This is a genomic window from Lutibacter sp. A64 (genome assembly GCF_022429565.1).
Lineage (GTDB): Bacteria > Bacteroidota > Bacteroidia > Flavobacteriales > Flavobacteriaceae > Lutibacter.
On record NZ_CP092487.1, the window covers coordinates 1065864 to 1080536 of the forward strand.

Below are 14673 nucleotides of genomic sequence, written 5' to 3' on the forward strand. Positions count from 1 at the left end.
TTATTTTAAATATAAAAATTAAGTCTCCGAAAACGTTATAGCAATTAAGAATATAATAAAAAAAGTAGGTCTATAAGCCGGATTCTGTTCTTTAAAAAAGCTCTTATCATTTATCTAGACTATAAATTACTTTATAGTTCGAGCTGCCTACCCCTTGAAATAAAGCGAGTAACTTTAAAATTTCAATATACGTGGCATTTCACCGCATAGAGTTTACCTGGTTTCACTACAGCCGAACTGTACTTGCTTTCTGTTGCACTTGTCCTCAACTTACGTTGGACGGATGTTATCCGCTATGCTACTCTATGGTGTCCGGACTTTCCTCTTTAATAAAATTAAAGCGATAAGACGACCTACTTTTTTTGCAAAAATACATTATAAATTGGTATAAAAAAACCCACTCAAAGTTTGAGTGGGAAAATTGCTATGAAAAAGAAAAAGTGTTATTAGGTATTTCACTAATAACACTTCAAATATATTTAAATTTTGTTAGTAATAAAATTATTACTGCTTTTTTTTATGAAAACATATCTTTAACCTTTTCAAAAAATGATTTATCGAATTTAGAAGGGTTTGGTGTAAAGTTTTCATCATCTTTCATTTTACTAAAAAATGCTTTTTGCTCTTTTGTAATATTTTGTGGAGTCCATACATTTACATGTACTAATAAATCTCCGTTTCCATAATGATCTATACTCGGTAATCCCTTACCTCTTAAACGCAATATTTTTCCAGATTGAGTTCCTGGTTCAATTTTAATTTTTACTTTACCAGTAACAGTATCTATAAATTTATCTGCACCTAAAATAGCTTCAGAGAAATTAATATATAAATCGAAATGCAGATTGGTACCTTCACGTTTTAAGGTATCGTGTGTAATTTCTTCAATTACAACTATTAAATCTCCATCTATTGCATTATTTCCAGGAGCCGCATTTCCTTTTCCGTTCACTTTTAATTGAACACCTTCTGTTACACCTGCTGGAATTTTTATTGAAACGGTTTCTTCTTTTTGTTCTAAACCTTGAGCATCTGCATTTTTAGGCCTTTTATCAAGTACTTCTCCTGCTCCTTGACAAGTTGGACAGGTAGAAGCTGATTGCATTCTTCCTAAAATAGTATTAGTAACTCGCATTACTTGTCCAGAACCATTACAAGTTGTACAAGTTTTAAAAGTTACACCGGCTGCTTGTACTTTTCTTCTTACTTTTACTTTCTTTTCTATACCACTGGCTATTTCTTCAAGAGTAAGTTTTACTCTAATTCTTAGGTTACTTCCTTTAACACGTGCTCTGCCTCTAGATCCACCGCCAAAGCCACCGCCGCCGAAACCACCAAAGCCACCGCCTCCAAAAATATCTCCGAACTGACTAAATATGTCATCCATATTCATTCCTCCGCCTCCAAAACCACCGGCACCGCCGCCGTTTTCAAAAGCTGCATGTCCATATTGATCGTAACGAGCTCTTTTATTTTCATCGCTTAAAACTTCATAAGCTTCTGCTGCTTTTTTAAAGTTTTCCTCAGCTTCTTTATCTCCTGGATTTTTATCTGGATGGTATTTAATTGCCATCTTTCTATATCCTTTCTTTATTTCTGCAGAGGTTGCATTTTTTGAAATGCCTAATATTTCGTAATAATCTTGCTTTGCCATATTTTATTAAATCTCAGTTATCAGTTTCAGTTTTAATTTTTAAAGTTTACTGTTACTGTATACTTTTATTGCCCTATTACTACTTTAGGGTATCTTATTATTTTATCTCCTAATTTATAGCCTTGCTCAACAACATCTATTACTTTTCCTTTTAAATCTTCAGAAGGTGCAGGTATTTGAGTAATAGCTTCATGTAAATCAACATCAAAAATAGCTCCTTGTTCAACTTGAATATGGCTTAAACCTTTTTTAGTTAAAGTATCATAAAACTTATTTTTGATAAGTTCCATGCCTTTTAAAAGAGCTTTGTCTTTTGCTTTTTTTATTTCAGATAAACCTCTGTCAAAATCGTCTAAAATAGGCAGTAAAACTGTCATTAAATCTTCATTGGCAGTCTTAAATAATTCTATACGCTCTTTTGATGTACGTTTTTTATAATTTTCAAATTCTGCAAACAATCGTAAAAATTTATCTTTTTCTTCAGTAACTTCAAGTTTTAACTGCTCTTCAACACTTATTTCATTAGTATCTTGGGCTTCTTGAGTTTCTTGTTGAGTTTTCTCTTTATCTAGGATTTCTTTTTCTTCTTTTGAATCTTTCTTTGTGCTCATAATTTCATCTAAAAAATTTATCAACTAAATTATAAGCAAAAGTATTGCCAATTTATAAAATTATGACATTATGACATTTGACTGTATTTGTTATTGAAAAATTTAATAATTAAAAGATTTAAAAAATTGAAGGATTGAATTAAATTAAAAAAAAACTCCGTAAAATATTAAACTTTACGGAGTGGTATTTTTAAATTTTAGCAAGTTATGCTACTCTAGTAATTTTGGCACCAATTGCACGCAAACGTTCATCTATATTTTGGTAACCTCTATCTATTTGTTCAATATTATGTATGGTACTTGTTCCATTAGCAGATAATGCTGCAATTAATAACGAAATTCCGGCTCTAATATCTGGAGAAGTCATAACAGTTCCTTTTAAACTTGATTCATGATTCATACCAATTACGGTAGCTCTATGTGGATCGCATAAAATAACTTTTGCACCCATATCTATTAACTTATCTACAAAAAACAAGCGACTTTCAAACATTTTTTGATGAATTAAGACACTTCCCTTTGCTTGTGTAGCAATAACTAACACAATACTTAATAAATCTGGAGTAAATCCAGGCCAAGGAGCATCAGATATTGTTAAAATAGATCCATCTATAAAGTCTTGAATCTCGTAACTATTTTGTTCTGGAATAAAAATATCGTCTCCTTTTCTTTCTAAATTAATTCCTAATTTTTGAAAAACTCGTGGAATTAATCCTAAATCATCCCAGCTTACATTCTTAATTGTTATTGAAGATTTTGTCATAGCTGCCATACCAATCCAACTACCAATCTCAATCATATCTGGTAAAACTCTATGATTACAGCCATTTAAAGTTGTTACACCTTCAATAGTAAGTAAATTAGAACCAACTCCTGTAATTTTGGCTCCCATACTATTTAACATTTTACAAAGTTGCTGTAAATATGGTTCGCAAGCGGCGTTATAAATTGTAGTAATACCTCTAGCCATTACTGCAGCCATTACAATATTTGCAGTTCCAGTAACTGAAGCTTCATCTAACAGCATATTTGCACCTATTAAAAATTTAGCTTCAACACCATAAAATTTTTCGTCTTTATTATATCTAAATTTGGCTCCTAATTTTATAAAACCGTCAAAATGAGTATCTAAACGTCTTCTTCCAATTTTATCTCCTCCTGGTCTAGGAATATAACCTTTTCCAAAACGAGCTAATAATGGACCAACAATCATAATAGAACCTCTTAAAGAGCTACCATCTTGTTTAAATTTTTCTGATTCTAAATATTCTAAATTTAAATCATCTGCTTGAAAAGTATAGGTGTCACTTGCAATTTTTTCAATTTTCACACCCAATTCTCCAAGAATAAATATTAGTTTGTTAACATCTCTAATATCTGGAATATTACTAATTGTAACTTTTTCTTTAGTTAATAAAACAGCACAAATTACTTGTAATGCTTCATTTTTTGCTCCTTGAGGTGTAATTTCTCCGCTTAACTTATTTCCTCCTTCAATTACAAATGTTGCCATTTTTTACGTGATTATTTATATTTGTAAGATTTTTTTCTAGAATCAGATTGTCTATTTTTAGCTGATGGTTTTCTTTTTCGCATCAAATCTTTAACTTCAGACAATTTCTCATCACTTTCGGTAAGGTCTATTTTATCATGCGATAATTCTTTTAAATGCTTAAATATGACTTTATCTTCAACGGTATCTTTGTTCCAATTTAAGTAGCATTTTTTCATATGATTGGCTATTGCAAAATATAATGCTTCTCTAACTTCATCTTCTTCCCAAGTTAATGCTACATCTATCATAATTTGGATATTATTTCCATAAAATCTGTATTTAGATGCCGCTTTTGGATAGGCTAAAGGTTCTGGTTTTGCTTGTAATTCCTCTTTTAAAGGTTTATCGTAAGGGGAATCTACTTCTAATTTAAAATCTGACATTATAAATAGTTGATCCCAAAGTTTGTGTTTAAAATCTGGTACATCACGTAAATGAGGCTGTAAATTCCCCATAACATCAACTATAGCTTTTGCCATTTTATTACGCTCATCAACATCTTCTAAAGCTACACAATTGTCTACCAATTTTTGAATATGTCTTCCATACTCAGGTATAATTAAATGAGGTCTTTCCCCATTGTATTCTAAATCAAATTCCATCTATCTTTTCTCTTTTTATTTTATGCAAATTACACTATTAATATTGATTTTACAATGTTATTTTAGCTAATAATTGTAAGCTTGGCAAATTGTAATAGTAATTTTTTTACGCCAACAGAGGCAAATCTAATCTCAGCTTTTTGATTTGCACCACTACCTTCTAAACTCAACACTTCTCCTTTACCAAACTTGGTATGATTTACAACGTTTCCAACAACAACATTATTATCGAATAAATTTGCTTTTGATGCAGTTGTTTTAGAAACTTTCTTTAAGTTTTTTGGCGGTTGAAATTCAATTTTAGGTACTGTATTTTTTTTTGCGGGTTTACGTTGTATTGGTTTTTTAAATCTAATTTTATTTTGAGGTACACTTCCAAAAATATCTTCGTTAACAAATTTATTTTGAGAAGGTTTAGTTTCTTTTACCGTTAAATATTCTAAGTATTTATCATCAATCTCTTCTAAAAAACGACTCGGTTCACAATCTACTAATTTACCCCAACGATACCGTGTTTGTGCATATGTTAAATAGGCTTGTTTTTCTGCTCTAGTAAGTGCTACATAAAATAACCTACGTTCTTCTTCAAGTTCGCTACGGGTATTCATACTCATTGCAGAAGGAAATAAATTTTCTTCCAAACCAACTACATATACATACGGAAATTCTAGTCCTTTTGCTAAGTGAATTGTCATTAATGAAACTCTTGGAGTTTCATCTTTTTTATCGCTATCAAAATCAGTTGCAAGTGCTACATCTTCAAGAAAAAACGCTAAAGAATCATCTTCATCCTTTTCTTTTTGAACATCTATAAAATCTTTTATTCCGTTTAATAATTCTTGAACATTTTCTACTCTACTTACTCCTTCTGGTGTACCATCTTTTTCTAAATCACGGATTAAGCGTGTTTGTTTTACAACTAATTCTGCTACTTCAAACGCATTTTTAGTTTGCGCTTCAATTTGAAAATGCTGAATCATTGTTATAAAACCGTCTAATTTATTTTTTACTCCCGAATTTAATTTTAAATCGTAATTATTTAAATTCTTTATTAATTCAAAAATTGAAATTTTATAATGATTTGCAGCTACGGAAAGTTTATCAACTGTACTCGCTCCAATACCTCTAAGTGGATAATTTATAACTCTTTTAAGCGCTTCTTCATCGTTTGGATTGATTAACAAACGTAAATAAGCCAAGGTATCTTTTATTTCTTTGCGTTGATAAAAAGACAATCCTCCATAAATTTTATGCTTAATATCTTTTTTTCTAAGTGCATCTTCAAGCGCTCTAGACTGTGCATTTGTTCTGTAAAGAATCGCAAAATCTGAGCTTTTCAATTGCAAATTCATCATATTCTCAAAAATAGAATCTGCTATAAAACGCCCCTCTTCACCTTCGGTATAAGTACGCATTACTTTTACTTTTGGTCCTTCGCTATTTTCTGTCCAAACTTCCTTATCTAATTTGGTTTTATTTTTTTCTATTACAGAATTTGCAGCTTGTACAATATTATTAGATGAACGATAATTTTGTTCTAATTTAAAAATTTGAACCTTTTCATAATCTCGTTGAAAATTTAAGATATTCTGAATATTTGCACCCCTAAACGCATATATACTTTGAGAGTCGTCTCCAACAACACAAATATTTTGAAAACGATCTGCCAAGGCTCTTACAATTAAATATTGAGAATGGTTGGTATCTTGATACTCATCAACCAAAATATATTTAAATCTATCTTGATATTTAGCTAATACAGCAGGAAAACGTGTTAATAACTCGTTAGTTCTTAACAATAAATCATCAAAATCCATTGCACCAGCTTTAAAACAACGCTCTACATATTGATGGTAAATTTCACCCATTTTAGGACGTTGTGCCATTTTATCAGCTTCAATTAATTCTGGATCGTTATAATACGCTTTAACAGTTATTAGGCTGTTTTTAAAGGATGAAATTCTGCTTAAAACCTGTTTTGGCTTGTATTTATCCCTATCTAACTGCATTTCTTTAATAATAGAAGATAGCAATCTAACAGCGTCTTGTGTATCGTAAATTGTAAAATTTGAAGGATACCCTAAATGCCCACCTTCAGAACGTAAAATACGTGCAAAAACCGAGTGAAATGTACCCATCCACAGGTTTTTAGCTTCTGAAGCGCCAACAACATCGGCAATCCTTTCTTTCATTTCTCGTGCAGCTTTATTAGTAAAAGTTAACGATAAAATATTAAACGAATCAACACCTTGATTCATTAAATGAGCTATTCTATACGTTAACACACGTGTTTTACCAGAGCCTGCTCCGGCAATTATAATCATTGGTCCTTCTTTATGAACAACCGCTGCTCTTTGAGATTCGTTAAGATTTTCTAAGTAATTTATCACAGGAATTCTTTAAAATTCAAAAGTACTATTACATATTTAGTTTAGCAATAAAAGTTATTGACAAAAAATTATTTATTAGAAATTATAGGTTTTGTAAACTGACTTATAAAAATTTGAATGATGCCAATAACAATAAAAAAACTAAAAATAAACATAAAAATTGTGTAATTCGGTATTGTTTTTTGTTTTATCAAAATTAAAAAACCTTGAAGAAATAACAATAATTCAGTAAAAAATACGCCTGTTAAAAAAAATGCTACCCCTATTTTTGAAAAGCTGGATTTTAGCTGCACAACTTTTAACTGTTTCAAAATTAAAAATAACAAAACACTCATAAATGCCAATGTAAAAAGATGTAAATAACCAATAATAAAATATGGTTTTAAAGCAAGTGATTTTTTAACAAAATATGGAAAAGCTGAAACTATTTGTGCTAAAATTTTTAAAGAATATGCCACTAAAGCAAATTTCAATAATAATTTTGAAATAAAACTCCATTTAATTTGTGCTAAAACTTGTTTCAATATTTTAAAAAGAAATAGTAACGAGATTAATTGTAAAATAGCAGCTATAAAACCAATAATATTAAGCATATTGTTTGTTGTACTCCATAAAATAGATAATATATAGGCTGGAATACAAGCGCTATTTAAAAATATAAAAAAGTATTTTATTAAGGAATTTGAAATTTTAATTCCTTGATTTTCAAAGATTTTAAAAAGCACTCCAAATAAGATAAATACAAAAAATCCATTGTATAAAAAATGCATATAAAAATAAACCGAATTATAATACAAATTAGTTTTGCCTTGCGTAACAATTACAAACGCTAAAAACCATGTTGCTAAACTAGAAATTAAGTAGTAATACATTCCAAATTTAACCAGTTTAGTTGAAGTGTTTTGACCATCAATATCTTTTAACATACTAAATAGTAACACATAAGATGTAATGCCAAATATAGAAAGTAACACTATAGAAAACACCTTATAACCAGTTAAAACAAAGCTAAATAGCATTAGAACTATTGTTAAAACAACAATAGATAGACTAATTTTATAAATTGCTGAATTTCTTTTTTGTATAGGAATAAATAATTTGAAAACTGCAAAAATAGTAGCTAAATATCCCCAACCTAAAAATGCTACATGCGAATGCCCTTGCAACAAGTTTTTATATGAAATTAATGCAGAAGGAAAGGCAAAATTCCATCTTAAAATCAATCCATAAAAAGCTGAACATAAAAATAAAAGCAATGCATACACTACAAGCTTTTTATAATTTTTTAATAGCATTATTTAATCAATTTTAATAGCAAATAAACATTAAAAATACTGAACAAAAAAATTAAACTTTCAAATGCATTGCCGGTTATATATTTATTTTAACACATTTGCTCTAAATGAATTCATAATTTCATTATCCTTGCTTTTTGCATATTTAAATCCTGCTTTCCACCATTTAGACATTAAGGTTTTATCAAAAATTAACGAGTTAGTAGTTAAAACAGTTGGTGTATAATATAAATTTAGTTTAACATCTTGGTGTTTTGCAGATAGTTTTCCAATGGTAATATTATGACGTTCTACATGTTCTAACATAAAATCAAACACGCTAAAGAGTAAAGAAAATGCATTTTTAGAATGCAATCTATTAATTTGAGTTACCTCAGTTTCTAAAATAATAGCATCAATTTCTTTTGCTCCTCGTGAAATGGCTTCTTTTATAGGAACCAAACAACCAAAACCTCCATCGGCATACTGACACCCATTTTTAACTAATAAACTCATAAACGGAACATAATTACACGAACCCCAAATCCAATCACAAAAATCGTTATAAGTACAATCTCTAATAGATTTATATTCCATTTGATTTAAAGATAAATTAGAAACTGCAACAACAGCATCTACATCTGTTTTTAGAATTTCATTATATATTTCTTCAGTAATTTCCTTTTTAATTAGTTTTCTTAAATTTTTACTTTCACCAAAGGTTTTTCTTCCATTAATAAAATTCCATAAGGTGTTAAAATGATTAATAGTAATAACTTTTTCTCCGTGTTGTTTTTTTATAACAAACGGATTGTTACTAAAAATTGTATGTTGATTTACAGAAGTGTATACTCTTTTTAAATCATCAACTCTACCAAGAGCTAAATGAGAAACCATTAAACTACCTGTTGAAGATCCAACAAATAAATCGTATTTTTTTTGTTTGTTTTTAAGTAAATATTGAGCAACTCCACCTGCAAATGCACCTTTACTCCCACCTCCTGAAATTACCAACGCTTTTTTCATTAATTTATCATTGTTTTAGTTAATTTAGTCGCATAAAAATATTAAAAATGAAAAGAACTTTGTTGCTAATTCCAATCTTATTTTTTTTAATTTCTTGTAATAATGATTATAAACCTCGTGAAAAGCTTTCTATTTCAATAAATAAATTTAAAATAGACAGTTCTAGTATTCGTGCTATTGAAATTGTTAACGATTCTTCAATTGTATACGCTGGCTCCAATGGAGATTTAGGTGTTTTAACAAATTTAGGAGAAATAGAGGGTAAAATAAAAATAATTACAGATACAATTATTCCGCATTTTAGAGCTTTGTCCTATACTAAAAATGCTGTATTTGCTTTAAGCGTAGGAAATCCGGCATTACTTTACAAATATAAAGATAACCAACTTGAAATTGTTTATAAAGAAGAAAACGAAAAAGTTTTTTACGATTCTATGCATTTTTTTAATGAACTAAATGGAATAGCAATGGGAGATCCAACCGATACTTGTTTGTCTATTATATTAACTAAAGATGGTGGAAATACTTGGAAAAAAATACCGTGTGAAAATTTACCTAAAATTATAGAAGGTGAAGCCGCTTTTGCCGCTAGCAATACCAATATTGCAATTGTTGGTACGCACGCTTGGATTGTAACTGGAGGCTTTAAAGCAAGGGTTTTTCATACTTCAGATATGGGTTTAACTTGGAATGTTTACAATACACCTATTGTTCAAGGAAAAAATACTACAGGAATTTATTCTGTAGATTTTTACAATGAAAAGCAGGGTATTATTTGTGGTGGTAATTATTTAGATAAATTTGGAAATTCTGCAAATAAAGCAATTACTAAAAATGGAGGTAAAACTTGGGAAGTTGTTGCAAAAAATGCTGCCCCAAAATATGTTAGTTGTGTACAATATGTTCCAGAAACAGAAGGAAAAGAAGTGTTTGCTGTTTCTACAAACGGAATCTTTTATTCAAAAAATTACGGTAAAGAATGGGAAAAAGTTAGTGATGAAGGATTTTATTCTATTCGTTTTTACGATAAAAATACTGCTTGGTTATCTGGAAATACTAAAATTGCTAAAATGACAATTGAGTAAAAAATCAATGTCATTCCTATGAAGACAAAATCCATACGCTACAAAAATAGATACATGCCTCGCAGGTATGACAAAATTAAAATATAAAAATTATAACAATAATATAAAATTCCAAAATGAAATATACTTTATATTTTTTCACTTTAGTATTTATTCTTGCAAGTTGTACAAAACAATCAGAATTAAGTAAAAAACTCAACTGTAATGCTTCAAAAACAACTAATTCTGAAGTATATACAGACTTTAAAAACAACTTTAAGATAAGTATTCCAACTAACTGGAAAATAGAATTGTACTATAACGACTATCAATCTGAAATTTTTACAGCCGATACTACAAAACAACTAACTGAAACATTTATTATATATGCTGCTTTTAATTATGGAAATTTAGAATTCACCGAAGATTTTTATAAAAAAACAGATTCTATTTTAGCTATTTCTAATCTAAAAAAAATAAAAGGAGACAGACTTAAATTTAAATCTAAACCAGCATATTACTACCTTGTTACTGGCTCCAAAAATGGTTTTGTTTACAATCAATTAAATTTAATGGTAAAACTTTCACAAGCAACCTATTTTACCGCATATTCAGAAATTTATGGAACACCTACTGTAGAAGAACGTATTTGTGAATCAATTGCATTGCTAAATAGTATTGAATTTTTGCAATAAATTAAGACAATTAGATTGCAAATCCTTAATTGAATACTTACTTTTGATAAAAATTAAATAAAATGCAAAAAATAATAGATAGATTCGTTAAGTATGTTAAAATAGATACTCAATCTGACGAAAATAATCCTGCGTTTCCAAGTACTGAAAAACAATGGGATTTAGCTAAGGTTTTGGTTGAAGAACTAAATGAAATTGGAATGCAAGATGTTACTTTAGATGACAATTGCTATATAATGGCAACTTTGCCTTCAAACGTAGATTTTAAAGTGCCAACTATTGGTTTTATTGCGCATATAGATACCAGTCCAGATTATTCAGGTACAAATGTAAATCCACAATTTCACCCAAATTATGATGGAAAAGATATTGTTTTAAATAAAGAAGAAAACATTGTTTTATCTCCTAGTTATTTTGATGATTTATTACAATATAAAGGTAAAACATTAATTACAACAGACGGTACTACTCTTTTAGGAGCTGACGATAAAGCTGGTGTTACGGAAATAGTTTCTGCAATGGAATTTTTAATTAAAAACCCAGAAATTAAACACGGTAAAATTAGAATTTGTTTTACACCAGATGAAGAAGTTGGTAAAGGTGCACATATGTTCGATGTTGAAAAATTTGGTGCAGAATGGGCTTATACAATGGATGGTAGCCAGGTTGGAGAACTTGAATATGAAAACTTTAACGCTGCTGGTGCAAAAGTAACTATTAATGGTAAAATTGTACACCCAGGTTATGCAAAAGGTAAAATGATAAACTCTATGCTAATTGCAAATGAATTTATAGCTGCTTTACCTAAAAATGAAATTCCACAAGAAACTGAAGGTTACGAAGGTTTTTACCATTTACATACAATGTCTGGTGTAGTTGAAAAAACTACTTTAGAATATATTATTAGAGATCACGATTTTGATTTATTTGAAGCACGAAAAAATACCTTTAAACAGGTTGCAGACTCTTTAAATACAAAATTAGGCAGTGATTTAGTTCAGGTTGAAGTTAAAGATCAGTATTTTAATATGCGTGAAAAAATTGAACCTGTAATGCATATTGTAGATATTGCTGAAGAAGCAATGAAACAATTAAAGATTAAACCATTAATTAAAGCAATACGTGGTGGTACAGATGGCTCGCAATTATCTTATAAAGGCTTACCATGTCCAAATATTTTTGCTGGTGGACATAATTTCCATGGTAGATACGAATATATTGCTGCAGAATCTTTACAATTAGCAACAGATGTTATTATTAAAATTGCTGAACTTACTGCTGAAAGAGAAAAAAATGCTTAAGTTTTTTTCTTTTAATCTATAAAATTAAAAGAGACTGTTTAAAAACTATTTTTAAACTGTCTCTTTTTTATTAAAAAAGGAATTACAAATTATTTATGTCTTCCTTCTAAAACTTTTACAATATCTTTTAGGGTATAACCTTTAGCTTGTAATAAAATTAAAAAGTGAAATAATAAATCAGCTCCTTCATTTAAAAATAAATCATCATTATCATCTTTAGCTTCAATCACAATTTCTACAGCTTCCTCTCCTACTTTTTGAGCAATTTTATTAATTCCTTTTTCAAATAAAGAAGCTACATAACTTTTCTTAGAATCTGCACTTAATCTTCTACCTGCAATTACACTTTCTAATTCAGAAAGAAATCCAAAAGAAGATTCGTTTTTCTCATCCCAACAAGTATCAGTTCCTTTATGACAGGTTGGACCTTCTGGTTTTACTTTTATTAAAAGCGTATCGTCATCACAATCGTTTTTAATAGAAACTAAATTTAAAAAATTACCACTTTCTTCACCTTTAGTCCACAATCTGTTTTTTGTTCTACTAAAAAAAGTAACTTTTCCTGTTTCTACAGTTTTTTCATAAGCTTCTTTGTTCATATAACCCAACATTAAAACTTGTCTTGTAACAAAGTCTTGGATTATAGCTGGTACCAAACCATCGCTGTTTTTATTAAAATCTATATTCATTATAAATGATGTTATTATTATTTAATTTTTTATAAACCTATTTTACTTTGAACAACTAACAACACATAAACTCTAGGTAGCTCCATAAGAATTGGTCTTTTTTTTAAGTTTATCCTTCGTAATTCTGAATTAATTTCAGAGTAAAGTAAATTATAACCTAACAGGTATATTTTGTTGTTTTAATTCGTTTTTTAAATCTACTATTTCAATTTCTTTAAAATGAAAAACACTTGCGGCTAAAGCTGCATCAGCTTTTCCATCAATAAAAGTATCTGCAAAATGTTGCATATTCCCTGCACCACCTGAAGCTATAATAGGAATATTTACCAAGTCACTTAAATAAGCCAATGCTTCGTTTGCAAACCCGTTTTTTGTTCCATCGTGATCCATTGATGTAAATAAAATTTCACCTGCACCACGTTTTTCTACTTCTTTTGCCCATTCAAATAATTTAATTTCGGTTGGTACTTTCCCGCCTACTAAATGCACCATCCATTCTCCATCAATTTGTTTTGCATCTATGGCAACTACAACACACTGACTTCCAAATTTAGCGGCTAAATTATTTATTAATTGTGGATTTTTTACTGCTGAAGAGTTTATAGAAACCTTATCGGCTCCAGAATTTAATAATATTTCAACATCTTCTACCGATGAAATTCCACCACCAACGGTAAACGGGATATTTACTTTTTCGGCCACATGCATTACCAATTCAACCAATGTTTTTCTTTTTTGTTCAGTTGCTGTTATATCTAAAAAAACCAGTTCATCTGCACCTTCATTTGCATATATTGCTGCTAATTCTACTGGATCTCCAGCATCTCGTAAATCTACAAAATTTACACCTTTTACGGTTCTTCCGTCTTTAATATCTAAACAAGGTATTATTCTTTTTGTTAACATTATTATAGCTTTTGGCTCTTGGCTTCTGGCTGTTAGCAAAAGGCTAACTGCTAGAAGCAAATTGCTAATTATTTAAAATAAAATTCTCTAACTGCTTCATACTAATTTTATGTTCGTAAATGGCTTTTCCAACAATAGTACCTTCACAACCCATTTCTGCCAATCGAGGTAATTCTTCAAAGGTAGAAATTCCTCCAGATGCAATTAATTTAATATTTGTTGTTTCATTTAATATCTTTTGGTATAAATCGAACGACGGACCTTGTAACATTCCATCTTTAGAAATATCCGTACAAATAACATAGCTTACACCTTCTTTTTCATAACTTTGAATAAAAGGAATTAATTCTTTATCAGATTCTTCTAACCAACCACCAACAGCAACTTTTTCGTTATTTGCATCAGCTCCTAAAATAATTTTATCTGCTCCAAATTTCTGCAACCAGTTTTTAAATATTTCAGGATTTTTAACAGCAATACTTCCACCAGTAATCTGATTTGCACCACTTTCAAACGCAATTCTCAAATCTTCATCCGATTTTAAACCACCTCCAAAATCAATTGAAAGATTTGTGTTTGATGCAATGGTTTCTAATACTTTATAATTTACAATATGACTTGCTTTTGCCCCATCTAAATCAACCAAATGTAAATGTTGTATTCCGTGTGCTTCAAACATTTTTGCAACCTCTAACGGGTTTTCATTGTACACTTTTTCAGTTGCATAATCGCCTTTTGAAAGACGTACACATTTACCATTGATGATATCTATTGCTGGAATTATTCTCATTTTATTAGTTTAATGTTTAATAGTTATCGTCTTGCTGAATTTATTTCAGCATCTCATCATCTGTGTCTTATTATGATGAGACCCTGAAACAAGTTTAGGGTGACGGCGTTGTAAAC

The 14673-nt window shown here is 29.5% G+C and carries 13 protein-coding genes and 1 other RNA gene; 3 read left to right on the forward strand and 11 right to left on the reverse strand.

Annotation, left to right across the window (positions count from 1 at the left end):
* Positions 1 to 57: 57 nt before the first annotated feature.
* From rnpB to MKD41_RS04380, 8 genes are all read right to left on the reverse strand, one after another.
* Positions 58 to 360, reverse strand: an RNA gene (gene rnpB, locus MKD41_RS04345) — RNase P RNA component class A.
* A 157-nt stretch (positions 361 to 517) separates the two neighbouring features.
* On the reverse strand, positions 518 to 1654 hold the full coding sequence (gene dnaJ, locus MKD41_RS04350; RefSeq protein ID WP_240244216.1) for a molecular chaperone DnaJ: 1137 nt from the start codon (positions 1652 to 1654) through the stop codon (positions 518 to 520).
* A 65-nt stretch (positions 1655 to 1719) separates the two neighbouring features.
* On the reverse strand, positions 1720 to 2265 hold the full coding sequence (locus MKD41_RS04355; protein ID WP_240244217.1) for a nucleotide exchange factor GrpE: 546 nt from the start codon (positions 2263 to 2265) through the stop codon (positions 1720 to 1722).
* Positions 2266 to 2470: 205 nt separating this feature from the next.
* Positions 2471 to 3778: a UDP-N-acetylglucosamine 1-carboxyvinyltransferase gene (murA, locus tag MKD41_RS04360; RefSeq protein ID WP_240244218.1), complete on the reverse strand. Its 1308-nt coding sequence runs from the start codon at positions 3776 to 3778 to the stop codon at positions 2471 to 2473.
* An 11-nt stretch (positions 3779 to 3789) separates the two neighbouring features.
* Positions 3790 to 4422, reverse strand: coding sequence for a DUF4290 domain-containing protein (locus MKD41_RS04365; protein WP_240244219.1), 633 nt, complete (start codon positions 4420 to 4422; stop codon positions 3790 to 3792).
* 62 nt (positions 4423 to 4484) lie between these two features.
* Positions 4485 to 6812, reverse strand: coding sequence for an ATP-dependent helicase (locus MKD41_RS04370; RefSeq protein WP_240244220.1), 2328 nt, complete (start codon positions 6810 to 6812; stop codon positions 4485 to 4487).
* A gap of 68 nt (positions 6813 to 6880) precedes the next feature.
* Positions 6881 to 8107 carry a hypothetical protein gene (locus MKD41_RS04375; RefSeq protein ID WP_240244221.1) on the reverse strand — a complete coding sequence of 409 codons (1227 nt, stop codon included), beginning with the start codon at positions 8105 to 8107 and terminating at the stop codon, positions 6881 to 6883.
* An 84-nt stretch (positions 8108 to 8191) separates the two neighbouring features.
* Positions 8192 to 9112 carry a patatin-like phospholipase family protein gene (locus MKD41_RS04380; protein ID WP_240244222.1) on the reverse strand — a complete coding sequence of 307 codons (921 nt, stop codon included), beginning with the start codon at positions 9110 to 9112 and terminating at the stop codon, positions 8192 to 8194.
* 47 nt (positions 9113 to 9159) lie between these two features.
* Here MKD41_RS04380 and MKD41_RS04385 point away from each other — a divergent pair, with 47 nt between their 5' ends.
* The 3 genes from MKD41_RS04385 (at position 9160) to pepT (ending at position 12172) form a co-directional block, all read left to right on the forward strand.
* Complete coding sequence (locus MKD41_RS04385; protein ID WP_240244223.1) at positions 9160 to 10197, forward strand: sialidase family protein; 1038 nt, start codon at positions 9160 to 9162, stop codon at positions 10195 to 10197.
* A 116-nt stretch (positions 10198 to 10313) separates the two neighbouring features.
* Positions 10314 to 10871 carry a hypothetical protein gene (locus tag MKD41_RS04390; RefSeq protein WP_240244224.1) on the forward strand — a complete coding sequence of 186 codons (558 nt, stop codon included), beginning with the start codon at positions 10314 to 10316 and terminating at the stop codon, positions 10869 to 10871.
* Between the two features lie 62 nt (positions 10872 to 10933).
* Positions 10934 to 12172 carry a peptidase T gene (pepT, locus tag MKD41_RS04395; protein WP_240244225.1) on the forward strand — a complete coding sequence of 413 codons (1239 nt, stop codon included), beginning with the start codon at positions 10934 to 10936 and terminating at the stop codon, positions 12170 to 12172.
* Between the two features lie 89 nt (positions 12173 to 12261).
* Here pepT and hisIE read toward each other — a convergent pair whose 3' ends face one another.
* The 3 genes from hisIE to hisA form a co-directional block, all read right to left on the reverse strand.
* Complete coding sequence (hisIE, locus tag MKD41_RS04400) at positions 12262 to 12861, reverse strand: bifunctional phosphoribosyl-AMP cyclohydrolase/phosphoribosyl-ATP diphosphatase HisIE (protein ID WP_240244226.1); 600 nt, start codon at positions 12859 to 12861, stop codon at positions 12262 to 12264.
* Positions 12862 to 13011: 150 nt separating this feature from the next.
* Complete coding sequence (gene hisF, locus MKD41_RS04405) at positions 13012 to 13767, reverse strand: imidazole glycerol phosphate synthase subunit HisF (protein ID WP_240244227.1); 756 nt, start codon at positions 13765 to 13767, stop codon at positions 13012 to 13014.
* A 64-nt stretch (positions 13768 to 13831) separates the two neighbouring features.
* Positions 13832 to 14557, reverse strand: coding sequence for a 1-(5-phosphoribosyl)-5-[(5-phosphoribosylamino)methylideneamino]imidazole-4-carboxamide isomerase (gene hisA / locus MKD41_RS04410; protein ID WP_240244228.1), 726 nt, complete (start codon positions 14555 to 14557; stop codon positions 13832 to 13834).
* Positions 14558 to 14673: the final 116 nt, after the last annotated feature.

Excerpts from the sequence above, each read along its gene's own strand:
- MKD41_RS04355 (WP_240244217.1), bottom strand. The coding sequence starts at position 2,265 with ATGAGCACAAAGAAAGATTCAAAAGAAGAAAAAGAAATCCTAGATAAA.
- MKD41_RS04380 (WP_240244222.1), bottom strand. The coding sequence starts at position 9,112 with ATGAAAAAAGCGTTGGTAATTTCAGGAGGTGGGAGTAAAGGTGCATTT.
- murA (WP_240244218.1), bottom strand. The coding sequence starts at position 3,778 with ATGGCAACATTTGTAATTGAAGGAGGAAATAAGTTAAGCGGAGAAATT.
- MKD41_RS04385 (WP_240244223.1), top strand. The coding sequence starts at position 9,160 with ATGAAAAGAACTTTGTTGCTAATTCCAATCTTATTTTTTTTAATTTCT.
- hisF (WP_240244227.1), bottom strand. The coding sequence starts at position 13,767 with ATGTTAACAAAAAGAATAATACCTTGTTTAGATATTAAAGACGGAAGA.
- hisIE (WP_240244226.1), bottom strand. The coding sequence starts at position 12,861 with ATGAATATAGATTTTAATAAAAACAGCGATGGTTTGGTACCAGCTATA.
- MKD41_RS04365 (WP_240244219.1), bottom strand. The coding sequence starts at position 4,422 with ATGGAATTTGATTTAGAATACAATGGGGAAAGACCTCATTTAATTATA.
- hisA (WP_240244228.1), bottom strand. The coding sequence starts at position 14,557 with ATGAGAATAATTCCAGCAATAGATATCATCAATGGTAAATGTGTACGT.
- pepT (WP_240244225.1), top strand. The coding sequence starts at position 10,934 with ATGCAAAAAATAATAGATAGATTCGTTAAGTATGTTAAAATAGATACT.
- MKD41_RS04375 (WP_240244221.1), bottom strand. The coding sequence starts at position 8,107 with ATGCTATTAAAAAATTATAAAAAGCTTGTAGTGTATGCATTGCTTTTA.
- MKD41_RS04390 (WP_240244224.1), top strand. The coding sequence starts at position 10,314 with ATGAAATATACTTTATATTTTTTCACTTTAGTATTTATTCTTGCAAGT.
- dnaJ (WP_240244216.1), bottom strand. The coding sequence starts at position 1,654 with ATGGCAAAGCAAGATTATTACGAAATATTAGGCATTTCAAAAAATGCA.